The organism is Variovorax sp. ZS18.2.2 (genome assembly GCF_024701975.1).
Taxonomy (GTDB): domain Bacteria; phylum Pseudomonadota; class Gammaproteobacteria; order Burkholderiales; family Burkholderiaceae_C; genus Variovorax.
Genome location: NZ_JANLNM010000004.1, coordinates 197,735 through 213,843 on the forward strand (window position 1 = coordinate 197,735; position 16,109 = coordinate 213,843).

Genomic DNA, 16,109 nt, shown 5'->3' on the forward strand with positions numbered 1-16,109 from the left:
TTTGCGTCCATCGTCTGGATTGCATAGAACCGATGTCTATCGCTGCCATAGCGAGGGGAATAGGCCGTCACAGCCGTGGCGCGCCTAAAATCCCCGGCGTGCTGCAACAACGAACCCTCAAGTCGATCAGCCGCGCCGTGGGCGTGGGGCTCCACAGCGGGCAACGCGTGGAACTGACCCTGCGACCGGCCCCGGCCGACACGGGCATCGTGTTCCGCCGCGTCGACCTGCCCGAACCCGCTGAGATCCGCATGACCGCCGAGGCGGTCACCGACACGCGCCTCGCTTCCACGGTCTCGACCGGCGGCGCGAAGGTGCAGACGGTCGAGCATTTGATGTCGGCCTGCGCCGGTCTCGGCATCGACAACCTCTACATCGACATCACGGCCGACGAAGTGCCGATCCTCGACGGCTCGGCTTCCTCCTTCGTGTTCCTGCTGCAAAGCGCGGGCATCGAACTGCAGAGGGCGCCGCGCCGCTTCATCCGCGTGACCCGCAAGGTCGAGGTGCGCGAAGGCGAGGGCGCCAACGAGAAGTGGGCGAGGCTGGAGCCGTACCACGGCTACAAGCTGAGCTTCGAGATCGACTTCGATCACCGCGTGGTCAATTCCACCGGCCAGCGCGTGGAGTTCGACCTCGGCACCGATTCGTACAGCCGCGACATCGCGCGGGCCCGCACCTTCGGCTTCACGAAGGAACTCGAGTACATGCTCAGCAAGGGACTCGCGCGCGGAGGCGGCCTGGACAACGCCATCGTGATGGACGACACCAAGGTGCTCAATGCCGGTGGCCTGCGCTACGACGACGAGTTCGTGAAGCACAAGATCCTCGATGCGATGGGCGACCTGTACATCATCGGCAAGCCGCTGCTCGCGGCCTACACCGCGTTCCGTTCGGGCCATGCGCTCAACAACAAGCTGCTGCGCGAACTGCTGGCGAACAGCGATGCCTACGAGGTCGTGACCTTCGACGACGAGAAGCGCGCACCGCGCGGCTTCGGCGAAGTGGCGCGGGCCTGGTAGGCGAGCTGCCGCCTCCAACCGATGCTTCTCTTCCGCTGGGCCATCCTGCTGCTTCTGTTGGTGGCCGGCGTGTCGTTCGCGTTCTATGCAGGCACCGGGCAGGCGAAGTACAAGCGCGTCGGCTGGATCGTGCTGAAGTGGACGCTGCTCGCGGCCTTCGGTTTCTTCGCGGTGCTGATCGCAGAGCGCGTGGCCTAGTTTTTGGCCGTTCGCATGTCCGGAAACGGCATGCGAAGCCACGGACACCGGCGCACGATGACGCCATGAACACACACACTGAACAACCCACGAGGAATCCGTTCGGCGTTCAGGAGGACCCGGACCCGGACGCCGCCGATGTGGACGAATTCGCCGACAGCGTCGAACTGAGCGGCGGCGCGGCCCCCACCATCCCCGGCGACACCGCGGAGGCTTGGAAAGAAGGCAAGGCGATGGTCAAGGTGGCCGGCGGCCGCTTCTACCTGATGTTCGACTGGCGCAATGGCGAACGCCATGCCTTGCTCGACGTCCGCTACATCGCACCCGACACATTGATGGGCCGCTACATCAACCTGAGCAGTCCGGACATCACGCGCCCCTGGGTCGGGATGATCGTGGACAACCGGCGCATCGACGGGCGCTGGACGAACGGGCGGCTGGACTTCCGCAGGTAGCGGTCAGCGCGAACGCCCTTGCCGGTACGTGCCGGCATGGGTCTTCGACAGCTCGGCCGCTTCGGCCAGCCGCGCCATCGAACGGCCGACTTGCGCATGCGTGATCGCGATGCCCAGCGCGTCGGCCGCGTCGGCGCCCGGCAACCCCGGCAGGTCGAGCAGGCGCTTCACCATCTCCTGCACCTGCGCCTTGGCGGCCTGGCCGTGGCCCGCCACCGCCTTCTTCATCTGCAGCGCGGTGTACTCGGCCACCGTGAGGTTGCTGTTCACGAGCGAGGTCACGCAGGCGCCGCGCGCCTGTCCCAGCAGCAGCGTCGACTGCGGGTTGACGTTGACGAAGATGATTTCCACCGCCGACGCATCGGGCTGGTAGCGCGCCGCGATTTCCGCGATGCCGTCGAACAGCACCTTCAGGCGCGCCGGCAGGTTGCCGCTGCCCAGGTGCCGCGTGCTGATGGTGCCGCTCGCGACATAGCGCAGCGCATGGCCGTCCGCATCGACCACGCCGAAGCCGGTGGTCGTCAAGCCGGGGTCGATGCCGAGGATGCGCATGTCTGTCAGGCGTTGAAGTACCAGCGGATCGAATGGAAGAAGATCGGCGCCGCGAAGCACAGCGCATCGACACGGTCCAGCAGGCCGTTCGCGCCGGTCACGCCTACGCCCTTCTTGCCCCAGTTCGGAATGCCGCGGTCGCGCTTGAGCGCCTTCATCACGAGGTGCCCCATCGAGCCCGCGATGCACGCGATGACAGACACCGCCAGCGCCTGCCCGAACTTGAACGGCGTGATGAACGAGAACAGCGCACCCACCAGGCTGGCCACCACGATGCCGATGCCCCAGCTGGTCCAGTTGAAGCTGCGGCTCACGTTGGGTGCGAACGGCGCACGCTGCGTCCGGCGCGAAATGACGTGCTGCACCAGCACCGAGGTCTGCACCACGAACACCAGGAAGAACACGAGGAACGCGCTCTTGCCCTCGTAGCCCGGAAAGCTCAGCAGCAGCAGCGCCGGCACATGGCTCATGCCGTAGACGCAGACCATGATGCCCCACTGCAGCTTCGCGTTGCGCTCGAGGAAATGGCTCGGGTCGTTCGCCAGCGCGCTCGCCACCGGGATCGCGAGGAACACATAGACCGGAATGAACACGGTGAAGAGATCGAAGCGCGCCGTGGCCACCAGCCAGAACTGGATCGGCAGCACCACGAAGAACGCGAGGATCAGGCTGCGGTGGTCGCCGCGCCGCGTGGGCGAGAGCGTGATGAACTCACGCAGGGCGAAGAACGAGATCAGTGCGAACAGCACCGTGGCCACCGTTTCGCCGAGCGCCCAGCCGATCCAGAACACGATCACCATGAACCAGGTGGTGCCCAGCAGCGCGCGGTAATGCGCGAGCTCGGCCTGCCAGGTGGCGTCGTGCACCGGGTTGCGCTTTTCCCGGAAGCTCAGGAAGAAGGCGGTGGTGCTGATGATCACCAGCACGCCGAAGACGATGAGGAAGAGCGCCGCGACCTGCTGGGTCGGGGTGAGGCTGCGCAGGAACTGGTTCATGTCAGATGTCGCGCAATGCAATCACCGCGGCACGCGCGCGATCGAGAAAAGGGCGGCGCTCCTCGCCGTCTTCGACGCGGATCGGCGCGCCGAAGGTGACGGAGCAAAGAATGGGCACCGGCACGATCTCGCCCTTGGGCATGACGCGCTGCACGTTGTCGATCCAGGCCGGCACGAGCACCACGTCGGGGAACATCGTCGCGAGCGTGTAGAGGCCGGACTTGAACTTCTGCGGCTCGCCCGTGTGGCCGCGCGTGCCTTCGGGAAAGATGATGATTGAGTCGCCGCTGCGCAGCGCCTCGACGAGGGGTGCGAGAGGATCGGGTGCAGGTGGTGCGGGTTCGGCTGGTGGCGCCGGTTCCGCAACGAACGGCGGTGGCGCGACGGGTGGGGGCGGCGGTGGTGGCGCCGGAAGGTCGAGTTCACCCTGCAGTTCGTTCACGGCTTCCGCGACGGGCGGTGTGGCCGGCAGCAGCGGTTCCATCGAAGGCTCGACGCGCTCGGCCGGCGCTGCAACGACAGCTGGTTCAGGCGCTGGCTCAGCCTGCATCGGTTCGGGCGCAGCAACTGCAGCAGGCGCCGTGGCCGCACGCTCCACATACACCGCGTTGAACACCTCCGTCGTGATCCAGCGCTTGACCGGCGTGTTGGCCCAGTAGTCGCGCGCCGCGATCGGCCGCGTGATGCTGCGCAGTTCCTCGGGCAGGGCCGCCCAGATCATCACGAGGTCGGCGTGGCTCTGGTGGTTGGCGAAATAGATGCGCTGCTCGGCCTTCGGTGGACAGCCGTACCAGCGCGCCTGCGCGCCCGTGAGCAACCGGACGATTCCCAACAACAACCAACCTGTGAGCTTTGCCAGCATATGGGCGCGATGATACGGGCCATGCGATGGCGATTCGATCCTCTTTCACTGGCGTGGGCGGTGGCCCTGTTCGTTGTGCTTGTGCTGCTGGCCACCGTCGGTGCGCGATGGGGCTGGCTGCGCAGTTTCTTCGGCGACGTGCTGGCCGTGGTGTGGGTCTATTTCGTCTTCAAGACCTTCATCGCCGCGCGCGTGCTGCCGCTGGCATTGGCCGCGCTCGGCGTGGGCTGCGCGGTCGAACTGGGCCAGTTCCTGGCGTCGGCGTGGCACCTGCACATTCCGAACCGGGCCTTGCGCATCGTGCTCGGTAGCACGGCCGACTGGTGGGATGTGGTGGCTTACACGATCGGCTTCGCGGCCGTGCTGGCCTTTGAGGCATTGAGCGCCAGGGGCTTCAGGGCAGTTCGGCCGACGACATCCGCGCCACGACCGTCGACGCCCGTCCGCTGAGGTACGGCGAGCCGGGGCGGCGCTCGAAGAACTTGGGGCTCGGCAGCATCACCGCAAGCCGCGCGGCTTCGTTGGCGCCCAGCCGCGAGGCCGGCTTTCGGAAGTAATACTGCGATGCGGCCTCGGCGCCGAACACACCTTCGCCCCATTCGACGTTGTTCAGGTAGATCTCCAGGATGCGGCGCTTGTCGAGAAACACCTCGAGCAGCGTCGCGAGCACCAGCTCCTGGCCCTTGCGCAGCATCGTGCGCTCGCCCGAAAGCAGCAGGTTCTTCGCGAGCTGCTGCGTGATGGTGGAGCCGCCGCGCAGGCGCACCGGCTGCACCGGCTTGCCGCGCGCCGCGGCCCGCGCTGCGCGCTTGGCCGCCAGTTCCTCGGCCTTGGCATTGCGCTGGCGCGCTCGCTCGATGGCTTCCCACTCCACGCCGTTGTGATCGACGAAGCCGGCGTCTTCGCTCGCGATCACGGCGCGCTTGAGCGTGTCGTTGATCTGCGCATACGGCACCCACTCCTGGCGCCAGCCGCCCTCGCTGCCCTGGTGGATGGCGACCTGCCAGGCCTCGGAGCGCTGGAACGCGGTGCTCTGCGGATCGATCACCGCCATCGCCGCGATGCGCACCACGAAGAAGAGTGCGAGCGCGAGAGCCGCCACCGCGAGGCAGGCGACGAGGCGCAGCACCGCTTTCATTGGCTCGCGGCGAGCGATGCGCGCAACTCGGCCAGCACCTGCGCGGAAGGCGGTCGCACGCCGCGCCAGATCTCGAACGATTCCGCGGCCTGCTCGACCAGCATGCCGAGCCCGTCGCGCGGCACGGCGCCATGCGCCTCGGCCCAGGCCATGAAACCTTCGGCCGCGGGGCCGTACATCATGTCGACCGCAAGCGCGCCGGGGCGCAGCACCTGCGCGCTCACCGGCACCGCATCGCCGGCCAGGCTAGAGGCGGTGGCGTTGACCACCACGTCGAAGTTGCCCGGCACTTCGTCGAGGGCCCAGGCTTCGAGCGTGGCGCCGTGGCGGAGCGCGAGCGCGGCATGGCGCTGGACCACCGCAACGGCCTTGTCGATGGTGCGGTTGGCCACCACGATGCGTGAAGCGCCTGCATCCAGCAGCGGGCCCAGCACGCCGGCGGCGGCACCGCCGGCACCGATCAGCAGCAGCTCCTTGCCCGCCAGCGGCACGCCCGCGTTGTGGACGATGTCGTTGACGAGACCGATGCCGTCGGTGTTGTCCGCATGGATGCTGCCGTCGGCTTCGAAGCGCAGCGTGTTGACCGCCTGCGCGAGCGTGGCGCGCTCGCTGGTGTGCTGCGCCAATGCGGCGGCTTCGAATTTGAAGGGCACGGTGATGTTGCAGCCGCGCGCGCTGTCGCCGCGCTCGGCGGCTTCACGGCGGAATGCGGCAATGCCTTCGGCGAAGGCACCGAGCGGAATCAGCCGGCGGCCGTAGTCCATCTGCTGGTCGCAGAGTTCGGCAAAGCGGGCATGGATGCGCGGCGAGCGGCTGTGCTCGACGGGGTTGCCCATGACGCAGTACAGGTCCATCGCTGCGGTCTCGCTGTTTCTGCTTATTGGGAGATTTCCATCGTGCCGTCGCGCGCGAAGCGAAACGTGCCCTGGATCACCATCTGGTCGGCCTGCTCCTGGCGCATCGCGGTCGTGAACTTGCCGAAGTTGCCGGTGCTGCGAACGATGGCCTGCGCCCGGCGGTCGAGCGCGATGTTGCCCGAGCTCTGGTCGACGACGGCGGCGAGCACGTTGCCGTCGAAGTTGACGGTCAGCGTCATCTTGAGTTCGCCGTACAGCTTCTTGCCGGCCAGCTCGGGGAAGTTTTCGGCGGCGCGCGCTTCGACGCGGCGCAGCATGGTGTCCACGTACACCGCGAAGGCGGCCTCGCGCGTGGACGGGCTGATGTAGCGCTTCTTGGGGCGCGAATTTTCCTCGTTCACGCGGCGCTCGATCTGGGCCAGCAGCTCGACCATCTGGCGGCGCTTTTCTTCCTGTGCGGCCGCTTCGGTCGGGTCGCCCGCATTGCGCGGATCGCGCACCGGCATCGCGGCGATGTCGCGCTTGAGCTGCGTGATCATCTGCATCTGCTCGGCCTGCAGAGAATCGACCTGGCGGCGTGCGTCCTCGAACGAGTCGCCCACGGCGGTGAAGCTCGACGGCGGCAGCGGGCTGGTCGCGCGCCCCTTGTCGAGGTCGCCGCCGCCCGCGAGCGAGGTCTGCGCCATCAGCTTGGCATTCGCGTCGGGCCGCTCCTTGGTCTTGCTGTTGACCAGGATCACCTCGAGCGGCGTGTCGGTGAACGCGCGGTTGAACGACTCGGGATCGACGAAGCGCACCGCCAGCAGCGCGGCATGCGCAATGACCGACACGCCCAGTGCAATCTGCAGCGTGCTGAGGTCCTTGAAGTTCATTCTCGAAACTCCTCCAGGGGCTGCATTTCTCCGGACGTTCCGCCGAAGTTCATGCAGGTGTGTTTTCTGGCGCGGCCTCGCTGTCGCTCAAATCGACGGCAATGGCGATCGGGCCAGCGACTTCTTCTTCATCCTCGCCGCTTTCATCCTCGGCGGAAGCATCGGCCTTCGGCGCATCGAGGCGTTCGAGCACGGTGCCGCTCACGTCGAGCGCGATCTCGTCGATCTCGCCGAGCTTCACGCGCAGGCGCGCACCGCGTTCCTGCTGGCCGGCCACCGGGAACACCAGCGGCAGCGCATCGGCACGCACCAGCGCGCCGTTGGGAATGTCCTTGATGACCGTCGCTTCGAGCTCGGTGATGCCGTTCTGCTGCAGGTACTTGAGCGTCCAGAAGCGTTCCATGCCGCCCTGGTAGCCGTTGTAGGTTGCATAGGCCGCGTCGAAGCCCGAGAGGATCGAGAACAGGTCGGCGTCCTTCGGCTTGAACGGTGCGGCCAGCGCGGCGGTCTTGCCGTGGCGGGCGGCCGCGATGATCTGCCACTGGTTCACGAGGTCGGTGTAGCGGCGCAGCGGCGAGGTGCTCCACGCATAGCTCTTCACGCCCAGGCCCGCATGCGGCAGCGCGCGCGTGCCCATGCGCACCTTGATGCCGGGCGCCAGGCTCGCCTGGCTGCGGTAGAGCCCGGGCACGCCGAGTTCTCCGAGCCAGCCGCCCCAGCTGCTGTTGGCCAGGATCATCGCTTCCGAGACGATCAGGTCGAGCGGCGCACCGCGCTGGCGCGTGGTGATCTGCACCTGCTCGTTGCCGGTGGGTTCGTTGCCGTCGTTGCCGACGAGGCGGAAGTTGTAGTCGGGCCGGTTGAAGTTCTCGGGCTTGCCGCGCACCACTTCGCGCTGCGCCTTCAGCTGCTTGGCGAGGCGGAACAGGAAGGAGAGCGGGGCGCGCAAATTTGCGGCGGCCTCGGGGGTGTCAGGGCTCGTGACCGTGGCGTCTTCGAGCCAGGGCTGCGTGACGACGCTGTCGAGCTGGTCGTGGCGCAGGTTGGCGACGATGGGCACGCGTTCGAGCTTGGTCTCGGTGCCCTGCAACTCCAGCGTGGCTTCATCGAAGCGCGCATAGAGCGACACGGCCGGGCGGTCCGCGCCTTCGAGCAGCGTGTAGGTGTTGACCACCTCGTCAGGCAGCATCGTGATCTTGTAGCCCGGCATGTAGACCGTCGACATGCGCGCGCGCGCGACGTTGTCGATGGCGCTGCCCGGCGTGAGCGCCAAGGCTGGCGCCGCGATGTGGATGCCGACGGTGATGGTGCCGCTGCCAAGACCTTGCACAGACAACGCATCGTCGATTTCAGTGGTCTGCGAATCGTCGATCGAGAAGGCCTGCACGCCGATGGCGACGGGCAGCTCGTCCGCGATGGCCGGTGCCGCGAGCGCCGGAAAGCCGGTGCCTTTGGGGAAGTTCTCGAAGAGAAAGCGGCGCCAGTGGAACTGGTAGGGCGAGTCGATCGCGCCGGCACGTTCCAAGAGGTCGAGCGGCGGGCGCTGCGTGGCGCGCGCGGCATCGACCACGGCCTTGTATTCGGGGGCGTTCTTGTCGGGCTTGAACAGGATCTTGTAGAGCTGCTCGCGAATCGGCTGCGGGCATACGCCTTCGGCCAGTTGCCCGGCCCATTCGACGATCTGCGCCTGGATGACCTTTTTCTTCTCGATGGCGGCGAGCGCCTGCTGCACGATCTCGGCCGGCGCCTTCTTGAAGCGTCCCTTGCCCGCGCGGCGGAAGTAGTGGGGCGCCTCGAAGAGGGCGAACAGCGCGGCCGCCTGCTGGGCGAGCGTGGGCTTGTCGCTGAAATAGTCGGCGGCCAGGTCGGCAAAGCCGAACTCGCCTTCGGCTGCGAATTCCCAGGCCAGGTCGAGGTCCATCGCAGCGGCGAGCGTGCGCGCCTCGGCGATCAGCTCGGCCGGGGACGGTTTCTCGAAACGCAGAACGATGTTGGCGCCCTTGACCTTGACGCGCTTGCCGGTCTCGAGCTCGACCTGCGCCGAGGCTTCAGCCTCCGACAGGACACGGCCGCCGAGGTACTTGCCGGCTTCTTCAAACAATACAAACATAGGCGCGGATTCTCCCACGCGGGATGGGGCGGCCCGGCCCCACGATGCTCAGACCGGGTTGATGAACGCCATCACGTCATCGAGATGCGCCGTCTCGAAATCCGACAGCGCATGGTCGCTGCCTTCCAGCAGCTTGACGTTGCTGTCCGGATAGCGCGCCGACATCTCGTGCCAGTCGAGCGCCTCGTCGCCCTTGGCGATGATCGCGAAGACGCGCTCGGGCCGCGTGAGCGAGCCGACTTCCATGGCACGCAATTCGTGGATGTACTCGGGCCGGAAATAGAAATGCTCGGCCGGGTCGTGCCAGACGGTCTGGTCGCCGATGTAGCGCGTGAGGTCGCGCGCCGGGTACACGGCCGGGTTGAGCAGCACTGCGCGGCAGCGCGTCATGCCGGCGACGTAGGTGGCGTAGAAGCCGCCCAGCGACGAGCCGATCACGGCCATCGACTTGCGCGGCCAGTGCGCGATGCCCTTCATCACCATGTCGATGGCGTCGTGCGGCGAGGGCGGCAATTGCGGGCACCACCACTCCAGGTTCGGATGCGCCTGCGCCACGCGCTGCGCCACGAGCCTCGCCTTGGTCGAACGGGGCGAGGAACGGAAGCCGTGCAGGTACAGCAGATGGGTGGTTTGCGGGTCCATGGGGGGAAGGGCGGGAAGGTGCGAACGCCGCACCTCGCTGGCCGAGGCCAAGTAATTCTGCATGAGGTCTGTGCCTGCAAAGGGGCTTGCGGCATTCAAAAACCCTGCGGCGAGGGGTTCTTGGGGAAAGCGATAACTCATAACTACTTACAGCGCATGAATGTCCCGTCGACCTCGGCCCTGCGACGGTCGCCTGGCTGGAGTTCGAAAGTATTCATCGGCTGCTCCTCGTTGCCGGCGTCGCACGCACGGCGATGAACCCGCGGCAAAAAAGAAAAAGAAAGCGCCCAATTTTCGGGATGCGATCCGCAGTGCGCATCCCATGAAAGGGGTATGCGTGCGCGGCGTTCGGGGGCGCATCGAGGCTTATGCTTCATCCCATGAATACAGAGGCTCTGGATGACGGGACGCTGCGCCGCTGGGGCGTGCTCGTGGTCGAGGACGACAGCCGCGCGCGCGCCTTCTTCGAAGCCAGCGTGCAGCGCAGCCCGCGTCTTTTCTGGCTCGGCAGCGCGGGCACGGTGCAGGAGGCGCTGGGCTGGCTGGCGCGCACCACGACGATTCCCGATGTTCTGCTGGTCGACCTCGGCATGCCCGACGGCACCGGCCTGGACGTGATCCGCGACGCCGTCGCGCGCTTTCCCGGCTGCGAGCCGCTGGTGGTGTCGGTCTTCGGCGACGAGGAGAACGTGCTCGCCAGCATCGAGGCCGGCGCCGTGGGCTACATCCACAAGGACGCCGCGCCCGAGGACATCGCACAGACCATCGTGGAGATGAAGGCCGGCGCATCGCCGATCTCGCCCATGATCGCGCGGCGGGTGCTGGCCAAGTACCGCAGCCTGCAATCGGCCAGCATCCTCGGTCTGAGCGCCGCCGCACCCGAGGCCGCCTTCGACGAGAGCGAGCGCGGCCTGCTGTCCGCGCGCGAACACGAGGTGCTGACGCTGATCGCCCGCGGTTTCTCGTATGCGGAAATCGCGCGGCTCAAGGGCCTGAGCGTGCACACGGTGCAGACCCACATCAAGAACCTCTACGGCAAGCTCGCGGTGCATTCCAAGAGCGAGGCGGTCTTCGAGGCCACGCGCCTCGGCCTGCTGCCTCACCCGGGCTGAGGACGGATGCTGGCGAGGCTGGGCGCACTGCTTTCGCTGTGGCTGGCGGTGCTGGTGACCGGCGCTGGCGGCATGGGGGCCGCGTCGGCGGAGCCGCTCCAGGCGGCCGATGGCTCGATCGAACTGCGCCAGGGCACCATCACGACATCGGTCGACGGCATCACCCGCACCGGACCGGTCGAGCTGTCCTACCACTGGGACCGCCAGCACCGGGGTCGGCCCGGCCTTGCGAGCTTCGATCTGCCGTTCACCCTCGCGGTCGCGCCGGAAACGCCCTGGGGCATCTTCATTCCCCGCGTCGGCAACGTCTTCGAGGTGCAGCTCAACGGGGCGCTGCTGCAGGTCTACGGCGACATGAGCGTGGGCAACGACGCCGACTACGCCAAGGCGCCCATCTATGTGCCCGTGCCCGGACGCTTGCTGAAGGCCGGCGAGAACCACCTGCAGATCCACCTGCGCGCCGACAGCGCGCGGCGCGCAGGCCTCTCGCGCATCGTCGTCGGCCCCGCCACGCCGGTGCGCACCGAACTCTTCGAGAGCGCTTATGCCTGGCGCTTCACCGGCTCGGTGCTGCTGACCGCCTTCAGCCTGATCGTCGGAAGCATTGCGCTGGCGCTGTGGCTCACGCAGGTCGACACCGGCGCCGTGGGGCGGCACCGGCGCGACGGCATCTATTTCTGGGCGGCGCTCGCCGAGTTCTGCTGGGCGATCCGCGTGGCCGACGGCGTGATCGCCGAGCCGCCGCTGCCCTGGGTTCCCTGGGGCGTGCTGATGGCCGCCTGCTATGCGGGCTGGGCGGCGTCGGCCATGATGTTCTGCTACCACCTCGCGGGGTGGGCCCGGAATCCCCGCCTGCAGTGGCTGCGCTGGCCGCTCGCCGCGGTGGTCGCCGGAACAGTGGTGGCGAGTGCGCTGGCGCTGCAGCGCGAACAGCCCCTGTGGCTCACCGGCTGGCTCGCCATCGAGATCGTGATCATCGGCGTCTTCGTGGGCGGTTTCGTGGTGGCGACCGTACGCCACCCGAGCACCGAGCGGATGCTGGTGGCCATCGCGGCGCTCGTGACGGTGGCCTTCGGCATGCGCGACTGGCTGGTGATCCGCCTGAGCGACGCCTATGGCGAGACCACCTGGGTGCGCTATTCGTCGATCTTCTTCGGCATCGCGCTGCTCCTGATCGTGCTGCGACGCTTTCACGCCGTGAGCACGCAGGCGCGCGGATGGGTCGCGGCGCTGGCCGACCGGGTGGCGCAGCGCGAGCGCGAACTGGCGCTGACCTATGCCGAGCTCGAACAGGTGGCGCGCGACCAGGCCCGCACCCACGAGCGCGAGCGCATCCTGCGCGACATGCACGACGGGGTGGGTTCGCACATCAGCTCGGCGATCCGGCAGCTGCAGTCGGGCCAGACCAGCTCCGAGGAACTGCTGCGCACGCTGCGCGACTCGCTCGACCAGCTCAAGCTGTCGATCGATTCGATCCACCTGCCGCCGGGCGATGTCGGCGCGCTGCTGGCGGCGCTGCGCTACCGGTTGGAACCGCGGCTGGCAGCGGCGGGCATCGAGTTCGAATGGGCGGTGGACGAGGTCGGGCCGGTGCAATTGCTCGATGCGCACGCCATGCGGCAGTTGCAGTTCCTGCTGTTCGAGGCCATCTCCAACGTGCTGCAGCACGCGCAGGCCAGCGTGCTGCGGATCGAGGCGGACATGCAGGGTGACACCGTGCGGCTGCGGGTGATCGACAACGGCCGGGGCTTCGACGCCTCGCAGGTCCCGAGGGCGCTGTGGGAGCGGTCGGGCGCGATCGGCGCGCGGCTGGCAGTCGAAAGCCGACCGGGGCGCACGGTCGTTCAGCTCGCTTTCGGCTGAAAGGGCATGCGGGGCGCGGATAATCCGCCCCCATGTCTGCCGTGTTCAATCAGCCCTCCCTGGCGCGTCGAATTGCGCCCATCTTCCAGGGCTTCGACGGCTTTCTGGCCTTCGCCGTGCTGCTGCTCGCCTTCGCCGGGCTGCTGACCATGTATTCCTCCGGCTACGACCACGGCTCGCGCTTCGTCGACCATGGCCGCAACATGTTGCTGGCCGGCTTCATCATGTTCGTGGTGGCGCAGGTGCCGCCGCAGCGGCTGATGATGTTCGCGGTGCCGCTCTACGCGGCGGGGGTGGCGCTCCTGATCGCGGTGGCGCTCTTCGGCATCACCAAGAAGGGCGCCCAGCGCTGGATCAACGTGGGCGTGGTGATCCAGCCCAGCGAAATCCTGAAGATCGCCATGCCGCTGATGCTGGCCTGGTGGTTCCAGCGGCGCGAAGGCCAGTTGCGGCCGCTCGATTTCGTGGTGGCCACGGTGCTGCTGGCGGTGCCGGTCGGGCTCATCATGAAGCAGCCTGATCTGGGCACCTCGCTGCTGGTGCTGGCCGCGGGCATGGCGGTGATCTTCTTCGCCGGGCTGCCCTGGAAGCTGATCGTGCCGCCGGTGCTGATCGGCGCCATTGTGGTGACGCTGATCGTGAGCTTCGAGTCGAGGCTGTGCGCCGACGGCGTCGACTGGCGGGTGCTGCACGACTACCAGAAGCAGCGCGTGTGCACGCTGCTCGACCCGAGCAAGGACCCGCTGGGCAAGGGCTTCCACATCATCCAGGGGATGATCGCCATCGGCTCGGGCGGCGTCGGCGGCAAGGGCTTCATGCAGGGCACCCAGACGCACCTCGAATTCATTCCCGAGCGCACCACCGACTTCATCTTTGCCGCCTATTCCGAGGAATTCGGGCTGGTGGGCAACCTGGCGCTGATTTCGGCCTTCATCCTCCTCATCTTCCGCGGACTGGCCATCGCGACCAGCGCGACGACACTCTTCTCGCGGCTGCTGGCAGGGGCGGTCACGATGATTTTCTTCACCTACGCCTTCGTGAACATGGGCATGGTGAGCGGCATCCTGCCGGTGGTGGGGGTGCCGCTGCCGTTCATCAGCTACGGCGGGACGGCGATGGTGACGCTGGGGCTGGGGCTGGGCATCCTGATGTCGATCGCCCGGGCGAGGAAGCTGGCGCAGAACTAGCGCCGGAGTGCCCTTTGGGGCGGCACGGAAGAGGGTGGCTGCCTAGAATGGCGCTCATGATCTCTCGCGAACCCACCATCGAGCGCCTGGCAACAGCCCAACAACTCTTGCTCACGCCATTCGGACTCGACGAATCGCACCTGAGCAAGGCCCTCGCCGAGATCACCTCCCACAAGGTGGACGACGCCGACCTCTACTTCCAGTACACGCGCAGCGAGGGCTGGAGCCTGGAAGAGGGCATCGTCAAGACCGGCAGCTTCAGCATCGACCAGGGCGTCGGTGTGCGCGCTGTCAGCGGCGAGAAAACCGCATTCGCCTATTCGGACGATATTTCCGAAGCCTCGCTCCTCGATGCGGCTCGCACGGTCCGCTCGATTTCCTCCGCAGGCCGCACCGGCCGCGTGAAGACGCCGACCCGCAAGATCGCCTCGAGCCGGTCGCTCTACAACGGCGTCGACCCCATCTCCACGCTCGACAGCACGGCCAAGGTCAAGCTGCTCGAGAAGACCGAGAAGCTGGCGCGTTCGCGCGATCCGCGCGTGGCCCAGGTCATGGCGGGCCTGGCGAGCGAATACGACGTGGTGCTCGTGGCACGCGCCGACGGCACGCTGGCCGCCGACGTGCGCCCGCTGGTGCGCCTCTCGGTCACCGTCATTGCCGAACAGAACGGCCGCCGCGAAGTCGGCTCCGGCGGCGGCGGCGGCCGATTCGGCCTGGCCTACTTCGACGACGAGAAGATTGCCGAATACGTCGACCAGGCCGTGAAGGCCGCGCTGACCAATCTCGACGCCCGCCCGGCGCCGGCCGGCGAGATGACCGTGGTGCTCGGCTCCGGCTGGCCCGGCATCCTGCTGCATGAGGCCATCGGCCACGGGTTGGAGGGTGACTTCAACCGCAAGGGCTCGAGCGCGTTTTCGGGCCGCATCGGCCAGCGCGTGGCCGCCAAGGGCGTCACGGTGCTGGACGACGGCACGATCGCCGACCGCCGCGGCTCGCTCAACGTCGACGACGAGGGCAACGCCAGCCAGCGCAACGTGCTGATCGAGGACGGCATCCTCAAGGGCTACATCCAGGACTCGATGAATGCCCGCCTCATGAAGGTCAAGCCCACCGGCAACGGCCGCCGCGAGAGCTACGCCCACGTCCCGATGCCGCGCATGACCAATACCTACATGCTCGGCGGCGACAAGGACCCCCAGGAAATCGTGGCCAGCATCAAGAAGGGCCTCTACGCCACCAACTTCGGCGGCGGGCAGGTCGACATCACGAGCGGCAAGTTCGTGTTCTCGGCGAGCGAGGCCTTCTGGGTCGAGAACGGCAAGATCCAGTACCCGGTCAAGGGCGCGACCATCGTGGGCAACGGCCCCGACGCGCTCACCCGCGTGACCATGATCGGCAACGACATGGCGCTCGATTCCGGCGTGGGCACCTGCGGCAAGGAAGGCCAGAGCGTGCCCGTGGGCGTCGGCCAGCCCACGCTGCGCATCGACGGGCTCACGGTAGGTGGAACGGCTTAGGACTTTCGGCACTTGCCGGGCGTTTCCTCCGGTTGCTAAGCTGCGCCCTTTTGCGCACGACGCATTCAAGGAGCATTTCATGGGGAACAGGATCAACTCGCCCGCGGCCCTCTGGGCCATGACCGCTCTGGTTGCGCTGGGCAGCGTCGGCTGCGCATCGCGCGGCGGTTCGGGCAGCCAGCCCCAGGCCGCCCCTGCGCCTGCGCCCGCGGCCGCCGCTCCGGCAGCGCCCGCGCGCAGCGGCTCCGGCGCCGGCATGGATGGCCGCGGCAACGTGACCGATTCTTCCAAGGTCGAGGCCGGCAGCGGCCGCACCGTCAAGGGCCTGAACGGCTACGAAGGCGAGATCACCGGCAATCCGGCGCGCAACAGCAAGTTCACCCGCCTGCAGATCGGCATGAGTGCCAGGCAGGTCACCGACCTCACCGGCCCGCCGACCGACCAGGGCGCCTATGTGACGGGCAAGGCCTTCATTCCGTTCTACTTCGGCAGCGACCGGCACCGTTTCGAGATGACCTACAAGGGCCAGGGACGGCTGATCTTCGCGGGCGGCGGCATGGGCGATTTCTCCAGCGGCAACCTGATCTGGATCATTCACAACGCCAACGAATCGGGCTACCGGTAAACCACCCCGGGACCCGGCCGCTTGACCGGGTCTTTGTTTTCCGTGCTACATTCCGCCCCTATGTCCGCCCTCCGCGCTTACTTTTTTGCCTACTTTTGGTTC

General features: G+C 67.3%; 17 protein-coding genes. 9 read left to right on the forward strand and 8 right to left on the reverse strand.

The window, feature by feature from the left end; all coding sequences use genetic code 11:
• Nucleotides 1–98: 98 nt before the first annotated feature.
• From lpxC to NU688_RS17760, 3 genes are all read left to right on the forward strand, one after another.
• A complete protein-coding gene (gene lpxC, locus NU688_RS17750) occupies nucleotides 99–1,022 on the forward strand; it encodes a UDP-3-O-acyl-N-acetylglucosamine deacetylase (protein ID WP_257862081.1) in 924 nt (307 codons plus the stop codon).
• Between the two features lie 21 nt (nucleotides 1,023–1,043).
• Nucleotides 1,044–1,220: a hypothetical protein gene (locus tag NU688_RS17755; RefSeq protein ID WP_257862082.1), complete on the forward strand. Its 177-nt coding sequence runs from the start codon at nucleotides 1,044–1,046 to the stop codon at nucleotides 1,218–1,220.
• 65 nt (nucleotides 1,221–1,285) lie between these two features.
• Nucleotides 1,286–1,675, forward strand: a complete 390-nt coding sequence (locus NU688_RS17760) for a hypothetical protein (protein ID WP_257862083.1) — start codon at nucleotides 1,286–1,288, stop codon at nucleotides 1,673–1,675.
• Nucleotides 1,676–1,678: 3 nt separating this feature from the next.
• On the opposite strand, the gene ruvC is transcribed toward NU688_RS17760, so the two are convergent.
• From ruvC to NU688_RS17775, 3 genes are read right to left on the reverse strand one after another with little or no spacing between them, the layout of a single operon-like run.
• Entirely contained in the window at nucleotides 1,679–2,227 is a 549-nt protein-coding gene (gene ruvC / locus NU688_RS17765) for a crossover junction endodeoxyribonuclease RuvC (protein WP_257862084.1), read from the reverse strand.
• 5 nt (nucleotides 2,228–2,232) lie between these two features.
• Entirely contained in the window at nucleotides 2,233–3,222 is a 990-nt protein-coding gene (locus tag NU688_RS17770; protein WP_257862085.1) for a phosphatidate cytidylyltransferase, read from the reverse strand.
• Nucleotide 3,223: 1 nt separating this feature from the next.
• Complete coding sequence (locus NU688_RS17775) at nucleotides 3,224–4,084, reverse strand: lysophospholipid acyltransferase family protein (RefSeq protein ID WP_257862087.1); 861 nt, start codon at nucleotides 4,082–4,084, stop codon at nucleotides 3,224–3,226.
• A gap of 9 nt (nucleotides 4,085–4,093) precedes the next feature.
• Here NU688_RS17775 and NU688_RS17780 point away from each other — a divergent pair, with 9 nt between their 5' ends.
• Nucleotides 4,094–4,534 carry a DUF2809 domain-containing protein gene (locus NU688_RS17780; RefSeq protein WP_257862088.1) on the forward strand — a complete coding sequence of 147 codons (441 nt, stop codon included), beginning with the start codon at nucleotides 4,094–4,096 and terminating at the stop codon, nucleotides 4,532–4,534.
• Here NU688_RS17780 and NU688_RS17785 read toward each other — a convergent pair.
• From NU688_RS17785 to NU688_RS17805, 5 genes are read right to left on the reverse strand one after another with little or no spacing between them, the layout of a single operon-like run.
• Nucleotides 4,479–5,222, reverse strand: a complete 744-nt coding sequence (locus tag NU688_RS17785; RefSeq protein ID WP_257862089.1) for a transglycosylase domain-containing protein — start codon at nucleotides 5,220–5,222, stop codon at nucleotides 4,479–4,481. The two genes, NU688_RS17780 and NU688_RS17785, sit on opposite strands and share 56 nt — an antisense overlap.
• Nucleotides 5,219–6,076, reverse strand: a complete 858-nt coding sequence (aroE, locus tag NU688_RS17790; protein WP_257862091.1) for a shikimate dehydrogenase — start codon at nucleotides 6,074–6,076, stop codon at nucleotides 5,219–5,221. Before aroE ends, NU688_RS17785 begins: the two co-directional genes overlap by 4 nt.
• Nucleotides 6,077–6,099: 23 nt before the next feature.
• Nucleotides 6,100–6,951, reverse strand: a complete 852-nt coding sequence (locus NU688_RS17795; RefSeq protein ID WP_257862092.1) for an energy transducer TonB — start codon at nucleotides 6,949–6,951, stop codon at nucleotides 6,100–6,102.
• Nucleotides 6,952–7,000: 49 nt separating this feature from the next.
• Nucleotides 7,001–9,061 (reverse strand): ribonuclease catalytic domain-containing protein, encoded by a 2,061-nt coding sequence (locus NU688_RS17800; protein WP_257862093.1) that lies wholly within the window; start codon nucleotides 9,059–9,061, stop codon nucleotides 7,001–7,003.
• Nucleotides 9,062–9,109: 48 nt separating this feature from the next.
• Nucleotides 9,110–9,703 (reverse strand): YqiA/YcfP family alpha/beta fold hydrolase, encoded by a 594-nt coding sequence (locus tag NU688_RS17805; RefSeq protein WP_257862413.1) that lies wholly within the window; start codon nucleotides 9,701–9,703, stop codon nucleotides 9,110–9,112.
• 368 nt (nucleotides 9,704–10,071) lie between these two features.
• On the opposite strand from NU688_RS17805, the gene NU688_RS17810 reads away from it, so the two are divergent.
• The 5 genes from NU688_RS17810 to NU688_RS17830 all read left to right on the forward strand — a co-directional run bounded on the left by NU688_RS17810 (nucleotide 10,072) and on the right by NU688_RS17830 (nucleotide 16,007).
• On the forward strand, nucleotides 10,072–10,815 hold the full coding sequence (locus tag NU688_RS17810; RefSeq protein WP_257862094.1) for a response regulator transcription factor: 744 nt from the start codon (nucleotides 10,072–10,074) through the stop codon (nucleotides 10,813–10,815).
• 6 nt (nucleotides 10,816–10,821) lie between these two features.
• Nucleotides 10,822–12,678, forward strand: a complete 1,857-nt coding sequence (locus NU688_RS17815) for an ATP-binding protein (protein WP_257862096.1) — start codon at nucleotides 10,822–10,824, stop codon at nucleotides 12,676–12,678.
• Nucleotides 12,679–12,710: 32 nt separating this feature from the next.
• Entirely contained in the window at nucleotides 12,711–13,865 is a 1,155-nt protein-coding gene (gene rodA / locus NU688_RS17820) for a rod shape-determining protein RodA (RefSeq protein WP_257862097.1), read from the forward strand.
• 56 nt (nucleotides 13,866–13,921) lie between these two features.
• Nucleotides 13,922–15,382 carry a metalloprotease TldD gene (tldD, locus tag NU688_RS17825; RefSeq protein ID WP_041942779.1) on the forward strand — a complete coding sequence of 487 codons (1,461 nt, stop codon included), beginning with the start codon at nucleotides 13,922–13,924 and terminating at the stop codon, nucleotides 15,380–15,382.
• Between the two features lie 79 nt (nucleotides 15,383–15,461).
• Nucleotides 15,462–16,007 (forward strand): hypothetical protein, encoded by a 546-nt coding sequence (locus tag NU688_RS17830; RefSeq protein WP_257862099.1) that lies wholly within the window; start codon nucleotides 15,462–15,464, stop codon nucleotides 16,005–16,007.
• Nucleotides 16,008–16,109: the final 102 nt, after the last annotated feature.